The sequence below is a fragment of the Anoxybacillus tengchongensis genome (genome assembly GCF_014201585.1).
Classification (GTDB): Bacteria; Bacillota; Bacilli; order Bacillales; family Anoxybacillaceae; genus Anoxybacillus; species Anoxybacillus tengchongensis.
This window is the reverse complement of the sequence record NZ_JACHES010000008.1, coordinates 88,652-107,633: the sequence shown is the minus strand read 5'-3', so window position 1 is coordinate 107,633 and position 18,982 is coordinate 88,652. Positions and strand designations below refer to the sequence as shown.

Here is an 18,982-nt window from a genome sequence, read left to right as displayed (position 1 = left end):
TTTTATATATATGGGGAACACCGTCTGTTTATCACATTTCGATTCGTCGATTTTTTCCTTTCATCTCGATCGGAGTAGCTAAATAAATAATTCGCTCAATAATTCGAGCCGCTTTCACCTGTTCTTCTTCACCTCGTTGTGAGTGAGCGAAGTGATGGGTAAGACGTTTCAAATCAAAGTTCGATGTAAAGCATGTCGGCAAATGCTCAAGCATACGATATTGTAAAATCGGACCGAGCACCTCGTCGCGCCACCAACTTGACATTAGTTCTGCCCCTAGATCATCGAGCATAAGAACAGGCACTTGCTTTGCATATTCAATCGTATCTTGAAACGCGTCCGTTTGAAGTGATGACTTTAATGAACGAACAAATTCCGGCACGTACACAAGAAATGAAGCAATATGTCTTTGGGCTAACTCATTTGCCATCGCTGCTAACAAATACGTTTTTCCAACGCCAAAAGAACCGTATAAATACAGTCCTTTCGTTCGTTTACCTACTTCATACGTTGAAGCAAATGTGTTCGCAAGTTCGATCGCTTCAATTCTTCCAAGATCGTCCGTCTCTAACTGATCAAATGATGCTTGTAGCATGTCACGCGGAATAAATAAACTACGAATGAGCGACTGTTGTTTTTTCCGTTCATCATCTTGCACTTTACGAGCACAGCGCTCGTATTGTACATCAATGTTTTTCCCTTGCCAAATTAAATGAGGTGTGTACCCTTTCAGTAAATTTGGACATTGTTCTAAACTTGGACAACGTTCACAATGCTTACTTTGTTGCACAAACTCATACAATTTCCCGAGATGTCGATTCAACATCGCATCCGTCACATCATGACCACGTAAAAACGATTGAACGTGTCGATCGTTTAAAATATCGCGCTTCATCGCCTCATATCGCTCTTTAAAATCATGACGATTCATTAAATGATGGATCGTTTCCCGAATTGGTTTCATCATTTATCCCCTAACTTTTCGGCTTTTTCAACCGTTCTTCCAACTCGCGTCGTTTTTGTTCTAGCTCTTCTTCCGATTTCACTTGTTTTCGCTCAAATTGTGAATAATCTGTTTGTAACCAATCTGGCAATAACTCAGTACGAATCGGCTTTTTCGAACCTTTTTTCTCTTTTTCTTTTATAAATGTTTCGTATTCACGCGCTTCTTTTTTCGCCAATTCCATCGCTTGCTTCACTGTGCGCACTTTTTTTCGCGCCCATGAACTAGCGATCTTTTCTACATATTTTTTCGGAAGCTTCATATCTGTACGCAGCATGACGTAATAAATCAGCACATTCATAACACCTGGTGGCAATTTTTGTTTAAACATAATCTCTTCAATGAGCTGCAAATCTGCTAGCGCTGGCTCAACGCCACCAGAAAAGTCCATAAGTAGTTGTCTCGGCGAAACGGTTTCAAGCTGCTTCATTAAATATTCTTCTTCGTTTTTTGGCTCGACATGCGCTATCGTCCGCTCCTCTAACGGCTGCACACGATCATATAGACGCGGAAGCGCCTCACCACGTTCAAATTGATACCATTCTTGTGCTGCTTTTCTTAATGCTTCGATATCAATTTGTTCAGCCGGATCTATAACACTCATCACAATTTTTTGCATGTCAAGCGGGCCAATGCCATATAAAAAGGCTAGCTTTTTGATCGCATCCTTCACTTTTTCAGTAATCGCACGACGTGGAACAAGATGATGGGACAGTCCTGCATAAAATGTGTCAAAATCAAATATATCATCTCGCATCGTATACATCGCTTGCTCTTTTCCTATATACTGCTGTCCGTCTTGCAACATGACTTCTTGCTTCGCTTCGTCGCTTAACTTATGAATCATTTTTTCAGGTTGGATCGATGAAAATACATCGTGAAATGAGCGAGTAACGGGTATGAAAGAAGTGCGATCGATGGCACGATCAGAAAAAAACTTTTTCAACTTTTGAAATTTTGTTTTTCCTACACGATCATATAAAAATACGTTTAAAACACCATCAGTAAAAAATTGTTCTGGTGTAAGAGGGAGGCAAAGTTCATAAATAAATACGCGTTCATCATTTTCATTCGTGCGCTTCATATACGTATTCAACAGCCCAATGCCCTCGAGCTTTAAACGTTCAGCATATATCGTCGGCAAACTGCATTGCATAATTGCCATTAAACTATGATGCGTCGTCTCTTCGCTCCATAAACGTGCTTGCTCTAGTTCGCTCCATAACGTCATATATAGACTATATGCTTGAGCACCAATTAACGGTTGATATAAAAGCGTCAATACTTTTCGATCTAGTTCGCTTAAAACACCATTCGCATGCACAATATATCGGTCGACGGCAATTAATTCTTTCCAGCTATATTCCATATTATCGACCTTCTTCTAAAAAGAGCATATTATGCCCTTTCCCCTTGTTCTTTTTTAATAAGTTCTTTTAATTCCTCAATAAAAACGTTTAAATCTTTAAATTGACGGTATACAGACGCAAAACGAACATAGGCAACTTCATCAATTTTTGATAGCCGTTCCATGACCATTTCACCAATCGTTTCACTTTTCACTTCATTTATACCGCTGTTGCGCAACTCTCGCTCAATTTGTTGCGTCACTTCCTCTAGTTGTTCTAGCGCAACCGGCCGTTTTTCGCACGCTTTAATGAGCCCGCGTAATATTTTTTCCCGGCTAAATTCTTCTCTCGTTCCCTCTTTTTTCACAACAATTAACGGTGTTTCTTCGATCCGCTCAAACGTTGTGAAGCGAAAATGACAACGTTCACATTCACGACGACGGCGAATGGAACGCCCTTCATCAACCGGACGCGAGTCAAGCACGCGCGTTCCATTGTGATGACACGACGGGCATTTCATATGTATCAGCTCCCTAGCAATGATCTTACCCTTATAGTAGACAAAAAAAGGCGCATATACAACTATTTATCGCTATATATTCCCGATCCGATATATGTAAATCGTTTAGCTAATTGATCGTATAAACGAATAATAAGTTGGCGACTAAACCCAAAGTCAATCGGAAACCATTTTGTTTCTGTCGTTACTGAAAAATCAATGGCTGTTTCAAATGGACGAACAGAAACGATTGTTGCAACAATAAATGCTTTTTTTCCTTTCGTTAGTGATACGCTTATTTCTCCGCGTTCTGCTGAAATCGCCACAATGTAGCATCCATCCATTTGCTCAAACATTTCTTTTACTGCTTGTAATGCAGCAGATTGTGTTGTTTTATAATAACGGCTTTTTAGCTGTTCATCCGGATGACGTTCAGATGTTTCATTATGATTGGTTAATACATATTTCCATTTCATCGTTCGTCTCCTCGCTTTTCAATGAATGATAAAAAAGAGGTGCAGAATCTACACCTCTTTCTCTCTTACATTTTATTATAAAGCTTTTGCTTGTTTAATTTCAATTGGACCCATACCACGAGGCAATTCAATTGTTTCGCGCGTTTGTGCACCTAACGCTTCTGCGATATAGTCAGCTGCAATCGTCGGATCTAAATGTCCACACGTGTAAACGTCGATGCTAGCATAACCGTGTTCAGGAAAACTGTGAATGGTTAAATGTGATTCAGAAATGATGACAACACCGCTAACGCCTTGTGGTGCAAATTTATGAAACGCAACTTCACGAATTTCAGCACCAGACTTTAACGCTGCATCAACAAATGTTTTTTCAATAAACTCCATGTCATTCAACTTATCAAAATCGCATCCCCAAAGTTCTGAGATAACGTGACGACCCATTGTATCCATGATCGTATCCCCCTTTTATGAATTTTAAAAAAAATAAACGATGAATTTCTTTTGCTTTTTGGAATGTATAACTACCACGGGGGAAAGTTAGTCCAAAGAGGTCCTAACCCTTTAAGTAGTCACATTACCACGCGTTCAAGAAGTTCACGAAAAATAGTATACTTCGTTTATATTTTTTTTTCAATATCGTTTTTTGTTTTTTTATAAAATGGGTAGAAAAATAACGCTGGGAACCCCCAGCGTTATGACATCGTAACCGTTTCATTTTTTAACAATTGTTTCGCAACAAGCTTTGTTAAGTCGACAACGCGACATGAATAGCCCCATTCATTATCATACCATGCTAATACTTTTACTTTCCGATTTTCGATCACCATCGTGGACAACCCATCAACAATGGCAGAATGTGGATTTGTATTAAAATCAATCGACACAAGCGGTTCCATCGTCACGTCTAAAATGCCTTTTAGAGATCCACGCGCAGCTTGCATAAACACCTCGTTTACTTCATCGACGGTGACGTCTTTTTTCACATCGACAACAACGTCAACAAGTGAAACGTTTGGTGTCGGAACGCGCAACGCCATACCATGCATTTTCCCTTTTAAATGTGGTAATACGAGTGCTAACGCTTTCGCTGCACCTGTTGTTGTCGGAATGATCGATTGTGCGCATGAACGTGCACGACGTAAATCTTTATGCGGATTGTCAATATTTTTTTGGTCGTTCGTATATGCGTGGACGGTTGTCATGAGTCCATTTTCGATCCCAAATGCTTCATCAAGCACTTTCACAACAGGCGCTAAACAGTTTGTTGTACATGAAGCGTTTGAAATGACGACATGCTCTGGAGAAAGCATATGTTCATTGACTCCCATAACAATCGTTACGTCCTCATCTTTTCCAGGTGCAGTTAAAATGACGCGCTTCGCTCCTGCTTCGACGTGCATCATTGCTTTTTCTTTTGCGTTAAACTTTCCTGTTGCTTCAATAACAATATCGATTTGAAGTTCTCCCCATGGTAATAGCCGTGGATCACGTGAATTTAGCAATTGCACTTTTTTTCCGTTTACAATTAAGCCGTCTTCAACCGCAATGACATCTCCGTCAAATTTACCGTGGTTTGAATCATATTTTATTAAATGAGCTAACGTTTCAGGCGGATAGCTCGCATTAATCGCTACAATGTCAAGATCATGCTCCATAATAGCTTTTCGGAACACCATACGTCCGATGCGTCCGAACCCGTTAATCGCTACTCTCGCTTTCATTATATAGCCCCTTTCAATATATGTGTTATACTATTTATCCGTTATATACAAAAATAGTATAACATTTTTAAGGTGTTTATGCTATAAAAAAATAAAAAAAGGCGTCCTATTTTTCAAGGACACCCCAACGCATTAAACATGCGTGCAATTGTTGTTTCGTTTCTTCGATCGTTCCATTATTATCAATGATCTCATCTGCTTTTTTTCTTTTTTCTTCAAGTGGCATTTGTGCTTTTATCCGCGCCCATGCTTCTTCAACCGAAAATCCATTACGCTCACGAAGGCGACGAAGTTGAGTTTGTTCATCAACATACACAACGAGAATACGGTCAACGAGATGCTCTAATTTACTTTCAAATAAAAGGGGGATGTCGAGAACAACTACTTTTTCCCCTTCTTTTGCATATTTCTCTTTTTGTTGCAACATATGTTTGCGAACAAGTGGATGAACAATGACATTTAACTGTTTTCGCTTTTGTTCATCATAAAATACGATCGCACCAAGCTTACGTCGATCAATCGCACCATTTGAATCTAAAATGTCGCGCCCAAACGTTTCTATAATCGGCCGATATGCCTCACCACCAAGTGATGTGACACGATGAGCGATTTCATCTGCATCAATGACAGGAATATGCAAGTCACGGAACATTGCCGCGACCGTACTTTTCCCACTAGCGATGCCCCCAGTTAATCCGATCGTTAACACCGCCTTCACCCCTACCTCATTTTAAAAATACCAATAACAATAAGCATAATCCCAGGTAAAAACGAGTATTTTTGTAGCCAGTCATACTTCCTGAACGATTTTCCAATTTTTAACCCACTAAATAAAAAACTAAAGCTAAGCAAACAAACGAGAAATGTAGTAAACAACAGAGAGTAATTTAACAGCGCTGCGCTCACGCCTGCCCCAAACGCATCGAGCGACAAGGCGATACCTAAAAATACCGCCTCCATCCCTGTAATCGTTCCTGAACGGTCAAAATCAGCCATCGTCGGTTTGCGTAAAATTTGAATGACAATGCCGAGCGAACGAATTTCTAAGTTCATTAAAAACTTTTCTTCATTGTCGTCTCTTTTAAGCATAAATTGGATGATCATCCATAGTCCTAATATGATTAGTATACTCCCACCCATTGCATTGGCAACGGTTGGTGAAAAAAACATATACAGCATGCGACCAATGCCCATCGCTACTAAAAATGTCATGCATGAAAAAAACGAAATAATAAGCAACGAACGAAGCGGAATGTGTACATTCCGCATACCATACGTAATACCGACAGTCAAACCATCGATGCTCACAGCTAAAGCAAGCAAAAATAAAGACCACGTAATCATATACGCCCGCCCCTTCCTTTGAAAAGCTACCATAGTATATGGAAGAGACCTAGGCAATGTTCTTACGCTATGTTTGACAATGTCTACAATAATGTGTACCGCGGTTAGCTACAGTTGTCTTTATAATAAGGTTCCCACAACGACGGCACGGCCTGTCTGCTCGGCCGTATACATATAATTGCGTTTGAAACGTCCCTGTCTTCCCTTGCGTATTAACGTACGTTCGAACAGTACTTCCGCCTTTTTCAATCGCTTCTTGTATCGTTTGAATGATCTCTCTATGTAACGCTTCGATTTCTTGGACAGTTAGCGTAGCTGCTACACGCTCTGGAGAAATGGAGGAACGAAACAACACTTCATCGACATAAATATTACCTAATCCTGCGACAATGGTTTGGTCAAGCAATGTCGCTTTAATCGTTCGCTTCGTCCGTTGAAGGTGATCGGTAAACCATGACACAGTAAATTGCTCGTCAAGTGGCTCAAGTCCGATGTTCGACAAAGGAGGAACGTGTAATTCCTTCCCTTTATCGAACAAATGCATCGTGCCAAATTTGCGAACATCGCGATAACGAAGTTCCGTACGATCAGTAAATGTAAAAAAGACATGCGTATGCCGATCAAATGGTTTATCTTCTTTTTCGTATATATAACGTCCTTCCATGCGTAAATGGGAAACAAGAGCAACATCATCCAATTGAAAAATTAAAAATTTCCCGCGTCGCTGAATATCGTAAATTGTCTGTCCTTTCAATCGTTCGCAAAATGTCTCTACTTCAGGGTATTGAACGATTTTCTCCCAAAGCACGTTCACACGTTCGATCGTTTTACCAACAACTAGAGGAAGTAATGTCCGTCGCACCGTTTCGACTTCCGGTAATTCTGGCATGCATGTTCACCCTTCCTTACTTTGCATCATACCATGTCGGCCCAAAATGATAATCGACTTTTAATGGAACACGTAATGAGACAGCGTTTTCCATTACATCAGGAACAATGTTTTTCAACAAATGTACTTCTTCTTTTGGCGCTTCTAAAATAAGTTCGTCATGTACTTGCAACAACAAACGGGCTTGTAGTCTTTCTTCCCGTAGACGGCTAGCTAAATCAATCATCGCTTTTTTAATAATATCGGCTGCACTTCCTTGAATAGGGGTATTCATCGCAGTTCGCTCTGCAAAGCTGCGAACATTAAAATTACTGCTCGTAATATCAGGTAAATAACGACGACGGTGAAGCAATGTCGTCACATATCCTTTTTGTTTTGCATCTTGGACAATTTCTTCCATATATCGTTTCACCCCCGGATAACTTTGGAAATATCGTTCGATAAATTCTGCTGCTTCTTTGCGCGTAATGCCTAAGTTTTGCGACAATCCGTAGTCGCTAATCCCATAAACGATACCGAAATTAACAGCTTTTGCTTGACGGCGCATTTGAGCAGTCACTTCTTCTTCCTTCACATGAAAAATATCCATCGCTGTTTTCGTATGAATATCGAGATTATGATGAAATGCCGCAATTAAATTTTCATCATCGGCCATATGAGCTAAAACACGCAACTCAATTTGGGAATAATCAGCAGAAAAAATCACCCAATCATCAAAAGATGGGACGAACGCTTGCCGAATTTTCCTTCCCTCTTCAATACGAATTGGAATGTTTTGTAAATTAGGTTCTGTAGAGCTTAAACGCCCTGTTTGGGTGAGCGCTTGTTGGAAAATAGTATGCACTTTTCCTGTATCTTTTCGGACAACTTTCATTAATCCTTCTACGTACGTCGATTGTAGTTTTCCAAGCTGACGGTAATGTAAAATTTGCTCAATAATTTCATGGTATGGTGCTAATTTTTCTAACACATCCGCCGACGTTGAATAACCTGTTTTCGTCTTTTTCACAATTGGTAACTGCAATTTCTCAAATAAAATCGCGCCGAGTTGTTTTGGAGAGTTGATGTTAAATGTCGTACCTGCTAGTTCATAAATGCGTTGCTCAATTTGTTGAAGTTGAGCAGTAAACTCTTTACCCATGTCTTGTAAACGGTTTACATCTACTTTTATACCGTAAAACTCCATTTGCGCTAAAATAAACGTAAGCGGTAACTCTAAGTGAATAAGCAATTCAAATTGTTCATTTTGTTTAAGTTCATGAATATATGTTTCTTTTAACGAAGCGATCGCTTTTGCTTTTCGTACGAGATGTTCAGCTAATACATTTGTCGGTGGAACAGCTTGTTTTGCCCCTTTTCCGTATACTTCTTCGTCACTTTGTACATCTGTATATTGTTTCGTTTTTGCAATAGCCGCCACATCGCCGTTAGCATCTGTCGGATTGAGTAAATATGCGGCTAATAATAAATCGAAATCGACACCTTTGAGTTCAATACCGTGCCACTTTAGCGCAACGATCGCTCGTTTTGCGTCAAATACACTTTTTTTGCATTGCTCATCTTCAAGCCACGTTTTAAATACAGACGACGCTAAAGCAACGTCCGTTGGAATAAAAAAGTGTCCACGTTCATTGACAAGCGCAAAGCCTAAAATAGGTGCTTGATGATAATTCGCATCCATCACTTCAACAAGAAGTGTACTTTCTTTTTCCAACATATGCTCGTCAATCGTTTGAACAGTAACAAATGAAATATCTTTTAACGATCGTTGTTCTTGTGAAGACCGACCAATTTTGTCCATAAGCGATGTAAAACCGAGCTCTTGAAACAACGTTGTCACTCGCTCGACATCATATGACTGCCATGCTAACTCATCGAGCGATAATGTCAGTGGGGCGTCGCGACGAATGGTAGCTAGCTGTTTACTTAATAACGCTTGTTCACGGTACGTTTGCAAGTTTTCTTTTAGTTTTTTTCCAGAAATATGTTCAAGTGAGGCAAGCACATGTTCAACCGTTCCATATTCTTTTAATAATTTTAATGCAGTTTTCTCTCCTATCCCTGGAACTCCTGGAATATTATCTGACGCATCTCCCATTAATCCTTTCAAATCAACAATTTGAGCAGGTGTTAGCCCATACTTCTCAAATACATGTTCTGGTGTGTATCGCTCTATATCTGTTATCCCTTTTTTCGTCACATGTACATGAATGCGTTCAGAGGCTAATTGTGTTAAATCACGATCACCCGAAATAATGACGACGTCAAATCCTTCTTTTTCCGCCTCCGTAGCAATCGTTCCGATAATATCATCTGCCTCATAATTTTCAAGTTCGTACGTACGAATGTTGTATGCATCAAGCAGTTCGCGTAAAAACGGAAACTGTTCCGATAATTCTGGTGGTGTTTTTTGTCTCCCACCTTTGTATTCTGTATACACTTCATGGCGAAATGTCGTTTTCCCTGCATCAAACGCGACGAGCATATGCGTCGGCTTCTCTTCTTCAATGAGCTTCATTAACATCATTGTAAAACCATAAATGGCGTTTGTATGAATACCCTTATCGTTATGTAACAGAGGCAATGCAAAAAAAGCGCGATAAGCGATGCTATTGCCGTCGATTAAGACTAATTTGTTCGCCAAACCGAAAACCTCCTCTTTCATTCACTTACGCTTATTTTACCATGATCACCGCCAAAAAAGAAAAAAGACGAGAACATTCGTTGTCCTCGCCTATTCCAAGACAATCGGCTTCTTGGATGAAGGGGTTTTCACTTGCTATGTTACCAATATTTTTTTAATACATGGTAAACTAATTGTAAATATATCGTTAAAAATCAGTCGTCGGCGCAAGCATCTGCACGAAAATGAACGGTGAATGTCGTCCCTACCCCCACTTCACTTTTTACAGAAATTGTACCGTGATGCGCCTCTACTAAATGTTTCACAATCGCTAATCCAAGACCCGTACCACCTGAGTTGCGACTTCGTGCTTTGTCCACACGATAAAATCTTTCAAAAATACGTGGAATTTCCTTTTGTTCAATTCCAATACCTGTATCGCTTACATGAACACGCAGTTCTTTATCGTCTTTTTCAACATAAACAGTGACACGTCCGCCAGCTGGTGTATATGTGATCGCATTACTAATTAAATTAATGAAAATTTGTTTAAGTCGATGTAAATCACCGTACATGTAACAAAGTGGTGTATTTGATGTCCATTCAATGGTAATTTGTTTATCGTTCGCTTTTGATTCAAGCATGACAATGACTTCTTTCAATACGTCATTCAAGTCAACAACAGATATATTTAACGTAAATCCTTGTTGTTCAATTTTCGATAAATCAAGCAAATCTTGAATTAAATGTTGAAGGCGCTCACTTTCTTTTAAAATAATCGTTAAAAAATATTCAAGCGTTTGCGCATCATGCATCGCTCCATCTAATAACGTTTCAGCAAACCCTTTAATCGATGTAATCGGCGTTTTTAATTCGTGCGAAACGTTCGCCACAAAATCTTTTCTCATTTGCTCAAGCTTTTTTAGCTCAGTAATATCGTGGAACACAATAATAATTCCTTTCCACTCATCATTCGTTCCAATAATGGGCGTTCCGTACACTTCAAAATGTTTTCGTTCAATACCAATCGGAAGAAGCATTTGTTTCCTTACATTTATTTCTGTCATAAATATTTCCTCTACAAGGGCGATAACTTCTTGATGTGGAAACGCTTCATAATATAAGCGATGTATGTAATCTAATGGATCAATATGGAACATTTCCTTATATGCGCGATTCATTAACGAAATGTACCCACGCTGATCAATTAAAATTAAGCCACTTCCCATATTTTCAATGAGAGCACGTAAGCGATCTTGCTGCATTTCTTGTGTACGAACCATTTCTTGTAAATTTCGCGCCAAAATGTTTAGCGATTGGCTAAGCATTCCCGTTTCATCTTCCCGACTTTCATACGTTCGAGCTTTATAATTGCCACGCGCCAACTCCATCGCCACTTTTGTTGCTGCTTCAATCGGTTTTGTATACTGGTTTGTAATTTTAATACCTAATAAAAGAATAATGAAAAAAGCAATCGTTAAGCTGAACGTGAGCAACAACCAAATTTGTTCGTCTACCCGCTCAATCGCATCCATCGGCAAGCTTATGACAATATATCCGAGTTGTTGATCACGTTGCCAAAATGAAACTGCATAATAATATAAGTCTTGTTCTTCTTCAAATATAACTGATTCATCTTCTTTTTTTAATAACGTTTGAATGAGCTTTTGATGACGTTTTTTATCAATCAATACGTAATTATTTGTATCTAACAGAACTTTTCCGTCTCGATCAACAATTGTGATGCGGGCAGATAGCATATCGCTAATGGCGTTCAATCGCTGCCGAAACATATCAGAATGGAGTGATTTACTTTCCATATATAGAGCCAAAAGTCTTGCCTCTTTCTCCATTCGATCATGCACAGTATCTGCATAAAATTTTTGAAACAATTGGCCTAATAGCAAACCGAGGCCAAATAAAACGGATAAAATGACGGAAATAAGCCCGAGCAATAGTCGGGAGCGAAATTTATTCATCCGCTTTCGGCTCCTCCAATTTATATCCTAACCCGCGTATCGTTTTAATATATACAGGCTTTCGTGTATCATGTTCGATTTTGTCACGCAAATGACTAATATGCACATCGACAATGCGTGTATCCCCTGCAAAGTCATAGTTCCAAACCGCGCTTAATAATTGATCACGTGTCAATACACGCCCTTTATATTTCGCTAAGTATGCTAATAGTTCAAATTCTTTCGGAGTGAGTTCTAATCTTTGTTGTGCAAAATAAGCCTCATAACGATCCGGGAAAATTTTTAGTTGTCCGACAACGAGCGAATCGTCGCTATGTTCTTGTTTTTCTTCTTGTCCTAGTACGGTCGTTCGGCGTAAAATAGCTTTAACGCGTGCTACAACTTCACGTGGGCTAAACGGCTTGGTCATATAGTCATCGGCACCCAATTCAAGCCCAAGTACTTTATCAAATTCATCATCTTTTGCTGTCAACATTAAAATAGGAGTCATCACTTTTTGTTGCCGTAGCTGCTTGCATACTTCAATTCCATCTAATTTCGGTAACATTAAATCGAGAATAATAAAATCAGGGCGCTCCTCTAACGCTTTATGAAGCCCTTCTTCCCCATCATAAGCTGTCAATACGATAAACCCTGCCTGTTTTAAGTTGTACTCTAGCAACGTAACAATCGACTGCTCATCATCGACAACTAACACACGTTTCGACATAACCATCCTCCAACAACGTAAATTTGTTACATTTTTATTATAACGAATGATGTAAAAAGAAAAAAATAAAAAAGAGGCAACGCCTCTTTTTTAAAAGTTGTCTAATGCTTTTTCTTCAACAAACGGATATGGCGGAACGACACGCAATGCCCCAACTAATATTTCTTCCCCATCTCGCGCAGCTTGAATCGAAATATGAATTTCATTATTTTCTTCATCCACATCAGTCACTTCAAATAAAAATTCAACATGTTCATAATGATATACCGGTCGTTTAAATTCAATCGTTTGGGAAATGATGTGGCTTCCTGGTCCCGGCAAATATTTTGAAACAGCCGACGTAATGATACCTGTTAACATAATGGTTGGTACAATCGGACGTTTCCATGGCGTTTGAGATGCGTAGTCATGTTGAATATAAAGCGGATTGGCATCGTTTGTTAGCCCTAAATATAACAATAAATCCTTATCTTCGATCGCTTCCGTTAATACGAGCTTCTCACCAACGGAAATGTCTGAAATTAAACGTCCAAGTTTGCGTTTTTTGCTCAGCATACCCATCTCCCCTTTGTTTGACCATATATAAAAATTCGGGGATTCCCCCCGAATTTTTATTATTGTAATACTTTCATCACATTTTTCACCGACTCAACAGATTTTGCTAACGCTACTTTTTCTTCTTCTGTTAGCTCTAATTCGATAACTTTTTCAATTCCGTTGCCACCTAAAATGGTTGGCACACCTAAATAAATACCTTCATATCCGTATTCGCCTTCTAAATAAGCGATGGCTGGAAGAACTCGGCGCTGGTCTTTCACAATTGCTTCAACCATTTCAGCAAGGGATGCAGCGGGCGCATAATAAGCACTGCCGTTGCCAAGCAAGTTCACAATTTCACCGCCACCTTTGCGGGTACGTTCAACGATGGCGTCTAAACGATCTTTTGGAATTAACGTTTCAAGAGGAATGCCACCCGCATACGAATAGCGCACAAGTGGCACCATATCATCTCCATGACCTCCTAAAACAAATCCCGTAATGTCTTTTACAGATAAATTTAATTCTTGTGCAACAAATGTACGGAAACGTGCGGTATCCAACACCCCAGATTGACCGATCACACGGTTTTTCGGGAAACCGGATTCTTTAAACACCGTGTATGTCATCGCATCAACAGGATTCGTTAATACGATAATAAAGCAGTTCGGCGAATATTTGACGACTTCTTTCGTGACCGCCTTCATAATACTTTGGTTTGTCGTGACTAAATCATCGCGGCTCATGCCGGGTTTACGCGCAATGCCAGCGGTGATCACAACGATATCTGAATCAGCTGTATCTGCATAATCCGACGTACCGATGATGTTGGCGTCAAATCCAAGAACCGGGCTTGACTCAAGCATATCGAGCGCCTTTCCTTTTGTTGGATTTTCCAACTGCGGAATGTCGACAAGAACAATGTCCCCGAGCTCCTTTTGCGCTAAAATGAACGCTGTTGTTGCTCCCGTAAATCCAGCACCGATAATTGAGATTTTTTTACGTTTCATACCCACGTTCTTCCATCCCCTTTTTTATTTTATTCTCCCATATTTCGAATGAGAGCATCCGCGAATTCAGAACATTTCACCTCTGTTGCACCTTCCATTAAACGTGCAAAGTCGTATGTGACCACTTTAGATGCAATAGTTTTTTCCATCGAGTCAATAATCAATTTTGCTGCTTCATTCCAACCGAGATGCTCAAACATCATTACGCCAGATAAAATGACAGATGATGGGTTCACTTTGTCTAATCCTGCATATTTCGGTGCAGTTCCGTGCGTCGCTTCAAAGATCGCATGGCCTGTTTCGTAGTTAATGTTTGCACCTGGGGCGATACCGATGCCGCCTACTTGTGCTGCAAGCGCATCTGAAATGTAGTCACCGTTTAAGTTCATTGTCGCAACGACATCGAACTCACGTGGACGAGTTAAAATTTGTTGTAAGAAAATATCTGCAATCGAGTCTTTAATAATAATTTTTCCTGCTGCTTCTGCTTCTGCTTGTGCTCGGTTTGCAGCTTCTTTTCCTTGCATTTCAACGATGCGGTCGTATTCAGCCCAAGTAAATACTTGATCTCCGAATTCTTGCTCAGCTAATTCATAACCCCAGTTTTTAAACGCACCTTCTGTGTATTTCATAATGTTTCCTTTATGAACGAGCGTAACCGATTTCCGACCGTGGTCAATGGCGTATTTAATTGCTGCGCGCACTAATCGTTTCGTACCTTCTTCTGAAATCGGCTTAATACCAATACCAGATGTTTCAGGGAAACGAATTTTACGTACACCCATTTCGTTTTGTAAGAAATCAATTAATTTTTTCACTTCTGGTGTTCCTTTGGCATACTCAATTCCCGCATAAATATCTTCCGTATTCTCACGGAAAATAACCATGTCTGTATCTTCAGGGCGCTTAACCGGAGAAGGAACTCCTTTGAAATAACGAACAGGGCGTAAGCAAACAAATAAATCGAGCTCTTGACGAAGTGCAACGTTTAATGAACGGATTCCACCACCTACTGGCGTTGTTAATGGGCCTTTAATGGCAATTATGTATTCACGAATCGTATCAAGCGTTTCTTGTGGCAACCATTCACCTGTCAATTTAAACGCTTTTTCACCAGCAAGCACTTCTTTCCAAACGATTTTACGCTCACCTTTATAAGCTTTTTCCACAGCCGCTTCTAACACCCGAGATGCAGCTGCCCAAATATCAGGACCTGTCCCGTCCCCTTCGATAAATGGAATAATTGGGTAGTTTGGAACGTTTAATACTCCATTTGTAACCGTAATTTTTTCACCTTGCATCACAATAACGACCTCCAAATCATGTAGTATAAAAAGGTGAGAAAGGCGAGTTTCCCACCTCTTGTAGCCATCACTATGCTCGCTCTTCAAGCGGCACGTATACTTGTCTCATAGGTCCCGTATATTCAGCACGCGGACGAATGAGACGATTGTTTTCGTACTGTTCTAAAATGTGCGCAAGCCATCCAGACATGCGGCTAATCGCAAAAATTGGTGTAAATAAGTCATGATCAATTCCTAAACTATGGTAAACAGAAGCAGAGTAGAAATCAACATTTGGCGGTAAACCTTTTGTCGATGTGACAATCTCCTCAATTTTCACCGACATATCATACCAATGTGGTTCACCTGTTAATTTCGTCAATTTTTCAGACATTTTCTTTAAATGCTTAGCGCGTGGGTCTCCATGACGATAAACACGATGACCGAAGCCCATAATTTTTTCTTTATTATTTAGTTTGTTATGAATGTACGTTTCTACATTTTCAAGCGTGCCGATTTCCGTCAACATTTTCATTACCGCTTCGTTCGCTCCGCCATGAAGTGGCCCTTTCAACGCTCCAATCGCTGCTGTAATGCCAGAGTATACATCTGATAAAGTGGCAACACAGACGCGCGCAGTAAACGTTGAAGCGTTCAATTCATGATCTGCATGAAGCACAAGCGCTTTATTAAACGCTTCCTCAGCAATCGGATCTGGTTCTTTACCTGTTAGCATATATAAAAAGTTTGCCGCAAAACTTAAATCTTTGCGCGGTGGCACAGGTTCTAAACCTTTTCGAATGCGCGAAAATGCAGCTACAATTGTTGATATTTTCGCTTGTAAACGAATGGCTTTCCGATAGTTTGCCTCAGGATTCATCGCTTCCGCTTCTTCATCGTATAAGCCAAGAAATGAAATTGCTGTACGAAGCGCTGCCATTGGATGAACTTGATCAAGCGGATACATTTTAAAATGATCAATGACTTGTTGTGGAATATCGGCATTTTCCGCTAACTGTTTGGTCAACGTTTCTAACTCTTCCTTGTTTGGCAGTTTGCGATGCCAAAGCAAATAAACGACCTCTTCAAACGTAGCGTGTTCAGCTAAATCATCGATATTATACCCAACATATGTGAGCGTATCGTCGATGATTGAACTAATTGTGGAAGTGGTTGCTACAACCCCTTCGAGACCGCGAGTTACTGTCATCTTACATCTCTCCTTTTTTTCTTTTATTCCCCTTTTCCCATGTTGAACCGCGTCGTCGAGCGATTGCTCAAAACAGTTGAATAAAAATGCAAAGAAAATGCTTACATTTTGTTATATATTCACCTATTCGCTTCACAAAGCGAGCAGGGGAATATATACGATAGTTTCGTACATGCTCCACTACCATTATAAACAATTATCAGACTTTTGTGAACTAAAAGAAATCATAATTCAAAAATATTATTATAAAAAAGTAATCAATTAAGAAAATACATCGACTATTTTCATGATTACATATGCAATGCCAGCACCTATTAACGGGCCGACAGCGACCCCTTTAAATAAAGATACAGCTAAAATCGTCCCAAGAACAAGCGCAGTCGTCATATGTGGATCTTTCGCAAGCAATGTAACGCCTCCTTTTGCCAACAAAGCGACCGCAACCCCTGACAACATTGCAATCCAAGCGTAAACTGAGCGAACAGACTCTGTCAGTTCTTTCAACCCTATTTTTCCAGTTGCAATTGGAACTAATACAGCAATCGTAATCATCGTCACACCAAGATTAATTCCTTTTTGTTCTAAATAAGGAAATATTTTAGAGTTTAATCCGATACTTTTCACAACAAGTAAAAAAAGTACAGCAACAATAAGGGAATGATTTTTTGCTATCATACCAATGACAAGGAGAATAAATAAAAAAATAAATGGTTGCACAGAATATGCCTCCTTCTTTGAAACTTTTTCTTCTTTTGCATTGTATATTATAATAGCTGTAAATGACAAAAGACGGGAGGTGAGGGAATGTCGAATCGATATTTGTACAGTTCCCTTCGTTTTTTATTTGTGATCGTCGTGATCATTGCTGGATTAACAAGCTTATATTATTTGTCCACGTTAACGTACCCGTTTTTAATTGCGTTAGCGATCGCCTTTTTCATTAATCCGATTGTCGATGTAATGGAGAAAAAAACGAAAATACCAAGGGCGTTGGCAGTCATCGTTGTTTTAATTCTTTTACTTGCACTCGTTGCTGGACTTGTCACCCTTCTTATTGCAGAAATTGTGACTGGAACACAATACTTAGCAACAGTTGTGCCAAATCATTTTCAAAAACTCGTTATTTATATGGAACAGTTTGTGGCAAGCCAAATCATCCCGCTCTATAACCAACTAGCTACACTGTTTAAAAATTTAGACACATCACAACAAGATACGATTATGTCAAACATTCAATCTGTTGGAACAAAAATTGCTACAACGGTAGGGCAATTTATCCAAAATATATTACAAAATATACCTTCTATCATTGGATGGTTACCTAATTTTGCAACAATTTTTATTTTCTCGTTACTTGCCACATTTTTTATAAGCAAAGACTGGTATCGTCTAAAAACATTGTTTCAAAAGTTATTACCAAACAAAGTGCAAACGAGCACGACAAAAGTGTTTGCCGAATTAAAAAAGGCGCTATTTGGGTTTCTTAAAGCGCAAGCGACACTCATTTCTATTACAACACTGATCGTACTAGTCGGCTTACTTGTGTTGCGAGTAGAATACGCGATTACAATCGCTCTTATTATCGGCATTGTTGATATTTTACCGTATTTAGGAACAGGATTAGTGTTCGTTCCATGGATTGTTTACGCAGCGATGAGCGGCGATACTCACTTTTCTATCGGCCTTGGTGTTCTATATCTCGTCGTTCTCGTACAACGGCAAGTGATGGAACCAAAACTTCTCTCCTCTAATATCGGACTCGATCCGTTAGCTACATTGATCGCTTTATTTGTCGGTTTCAAATTGATCGGTTTTCTCGGCTTAATCGTTGGACCTGTATTACTTGTCATTGGTCGAACACTACATCATGCTGGCGTTTTTCAAGATATTTGGAACTTTATTATCGGAAAAAAGGAAGCATAAGCCATTAAGCTTATGCTTTTTATTTTCGAATATAAATCCATGTTTTTGTATAGAACATCTTCTTAAACAGGCGAACAAGCCACGGTTTTATTTTTTCACGCGCAAATGGGAGAAGTAAAATAAAACCTGCCGTATCTGTAATAAATCCCGGCGTTAGCAACAATGTTCCACCAACTAAAATACAAGCACCATCTAATAGCGCATCGCTCGGTATACGTCCATTCTTGAACTCATATTTCACCCGCTGCACCGTATGCAATCCTTGTTTTTTCGCTAAAAATGCACCGATCATGCCTGTCAAAACGATTAGTGAAAATGTTGGCCATATGCCAATTGCCTTTCCCGCCAACACAAGAACGACAATTTCTAGCGCTGGAATCACGATAAAAAGAAGAAAAAAGATGTTTCGCACATACATCCCTCCAAA

General features: G+C 39.6%; 19 protein-coding genes. 1 reads left to right on the top strand and 18 read right to left on the bottom strand.

Features of this window, described 5'->3' with window-relative positions; translation table 11 throughout:
• Positions 1–31 precede the first annotated feature (31 nt).
• The 17 genes from dnaI to HNQ82_RS09925 form a co-directional block, all read right to left on the bottom strand.
• On the bottom strand, positions 32–964 hold the full coding sequence (dnaI, locus tag HNQ82_RS10005) for a primosomal protein DnaI (protein ID WP_183249274.1): 933 nt from the start codon (positions 962–964) through the stop codon (positions 32–34).
• Between the two features lie 10 nt (positions 965–974).
• Entirely contained in the window at positions 975–2,372 is a 1,398-nt protein-coding gene (locus HNQ82_RS10000) for a replication initiation and membrane attachment family protein (protein ID WP_183249272.1), read from the bottom strand.
• A gap of 29 nt (positions 2,373–2,401) precedes the next feature.
• On the bottom strand, positions 2,402–2,872 hold the full coding sequence (gene nrdR, locus HNQ82_RS09995) for a transcriptional regulator NrdR (RefSeq protein ID WP_032100345.1): 471 nt from the start codon (positions 2,870–2,872) through the stop codon (positions 2,402–2,404).
• Between the two features lie 62 nt (positions 2,873–2,934).
• Complete coding sequence (locus HNQ82_RS09990) at positions 2,935–3,327, bottom strand: cytosolic protein (RefSeq protein ID WP_183249270.1); 393 nt, start codon at positions 3,325–3,327, stop codon at positions 2,935–2,937.
• Between the two features lie 75 nt (positions 3,328–3,402).
• On the bottom strand, positions 3,403–3,777 hold the full coding sequence (gene speD / locus HNQ82_RS09985; protein WP_012574217.1) for an adenosylmethionine decarboxylase: 375 nt from the start codon (positions 3,775–3,777) through the stop codon (positions 3,403–3,405).
• 242 nt (positions 3,778–4,019) lie between these two features.
• Positions 4,020–5,048: a glyceraldehyde-3-phosphate dehydrogenase gene (locus HNQ82_RS09980; RefSeq protein WP_032100347.1), complete on the bottom strand. Its 1,029-nt coding sequence runs from the start codon at positions 5,046–5,048 to the stop codon at positions 4,020–4,022.
• Positions 5,049–5,154: 106 nt separating this feature from the next.
• On the bottom strand, positions 5,155–5,757 hold the full coding sequence (gene coaE, locus HNQ82_RS09975) for a dephospho-CoA kinase (protein WP_183249267.1): 603 nt from the start codon (positions 5,755–5,757) through the stop codon (positions 5,155–5,157).
• Positions 5,758–5,768: 11 nt separating this feature from the next.
• Positions 5,769–6,392 carry a sporulation membrane protein YtaF gene (gene ytaF / locus HNQ82_RS09970; protein ID WP_183249265.1) on the bottom strand — a complete coding sequence of 208 codons (624 nt, stop codon included), beginning with the start codon at positions 6,390–6,392 and terminating at the stop codon, positions 5,769–5,771.
• Between the two features lie 67 nt (positions 6,393–6,459).
• On the bottom strand, positions 6,460–7,281 hold the full coding sequence (gene mutM / locus HNQ82_RS09965; protein WP_183249263.1) for a DNA-formamidopyrimidine glycosylase: 822 nt from the start codon (positions 7,279–7,281) through the stop codon (positions 6,460–6,462).
• Positions 7,282–7,297: 16 nt separating this feature from the next.
• Positions 7,298–9,925 (bottom strand): DNA polymerase I, encoded by a 2,628-nt coding sequence (gene polA / locus HNQ82_RS09960; protein WP_183249261.1) that lies wholly within the window; start codon positions 9,923–9,925, stop codon positions 7,298–7,300.
• Positions 9,926–10,119: 194 nt separating this feature from the next.
• The gene (gene pnpS / locus HNQ82_RS09955; protein WP_183249259.1) at positions 10,120–11,883 is read right to left on the bottom strand and encodes a two-component system histidine kinase PnpS; all 1,764 of its coding nucleotides are present in this window, start codon (positions 11,881–11,883) and stop codon (positions 10,120–10,122) included.
• Positions 11,876–12,592: a response regulator transcription factor gene (locus HNQ82_RS09950; RefSeq protein WP_183249256.1), complete on the bottom strand. Its 717-nt coding sequence runs from the start codon at positions 12,590–12,592 to the stop codon at positions 11,876–11,878. The genes pnpS and HNQ82_RS09950 overlap by 8 nt, the downstream gene beginning before the upstream one ends.
• 90 nt (positions 12,593–12,682) lie before the next feature.
• On the bottom strand, positions 12,683–13,153 hold the full coding sequence (locus tag HNQ82_RS09945) for a MaoC/PaaZ C-terminal domain-containing protein (RefSeq protein WP_032100354.1): 471 nt from the start codon (positions 13,151–13,153) through the stop codon (positions 12,683–12,685).
• Between the two features lie 53 nt (positions 13,154–13,206).
• Positions 13,207–14,145: a malate dehydrogenase gene (gene mdh / locus HNQ82_RS09940; protein WP_032100355.1), complete on the bottom strand. Its 939-nt coding sequence runs from the start codon at positions 14,143–14,145 to the stop codon at positions 13,207–13,209.
• Between the two features lie 23 nt (positions 14,146–14,168).
• Complete coding sequence (gene icd, locus HNQ82_RS09935) at positions 14,169–15,443, bottom strand: NADP-dependent isocitrate dehydrogenase (protein ID WP_343053483.1); 1,275 nt, start codon at positions 15,441–15,443, stop codon at positions 14,169–14,171.
• A 70-nt stretch (positions 15,444–15,513) separates the two neighbouring features.
• Positions 15,514–16,632: a citrate synthase gene (gene citZ / locus HNQ82_RS09930; protein ID WP_183249254.1), complete on the bottom strand. Its 1,119-nt coding sequence runs from the start codon at positions 16,630–16,632 to the stop codon at positions 15,514–15,516.
• A gap of 261 nt (positions 16,633–16,893) precedes the next feature.
• A complete protein-coding gene (locus HNQ82_RS09925; RefSeq protein WP_221261123.1) occupies positions 16,894–17,307 on the bottom strand; it encodes a DUF441 domain-containing protein in 414 nt (137 codons plus the stop codon).
• Between the two features lie 129 nt (positions 17,308–17,436).
• Here HNQ82_RS09925 and ytvI point away from each other — a divergent pair, with 129 nt between their 5' ends.
• Positions 17,437–18,555, top strand: a complete 1,119-nt coding sequence (ytvI, locus tag HNQ82_RS09920; RefSeq protein WP_183249250.1) for a sporulation integral membrane protein YtvI — start codon at positions 17,437–17,439, stop codon at positions 18,553–18,555.
• A gap of 19 nt (positions 18,556–18,574) precedes the next feature.
• Here ytvI and HNQ82_RS09915 read toward each other — a convergent pair whose 3' ends face one another.
• On the bottom strand, positions 18,575–18,967 hold the full coding sequence (locus HNQ82_RS09915) for an FxsA family protein (protein WP_183249248.1): 393 nt from the start codon (positions 18,965–18,967) through the stop codon (positions 18,575–18,577).
• Between the last annotated feature and the right edge of the window lie 15 nt (positions 18,968–18,982).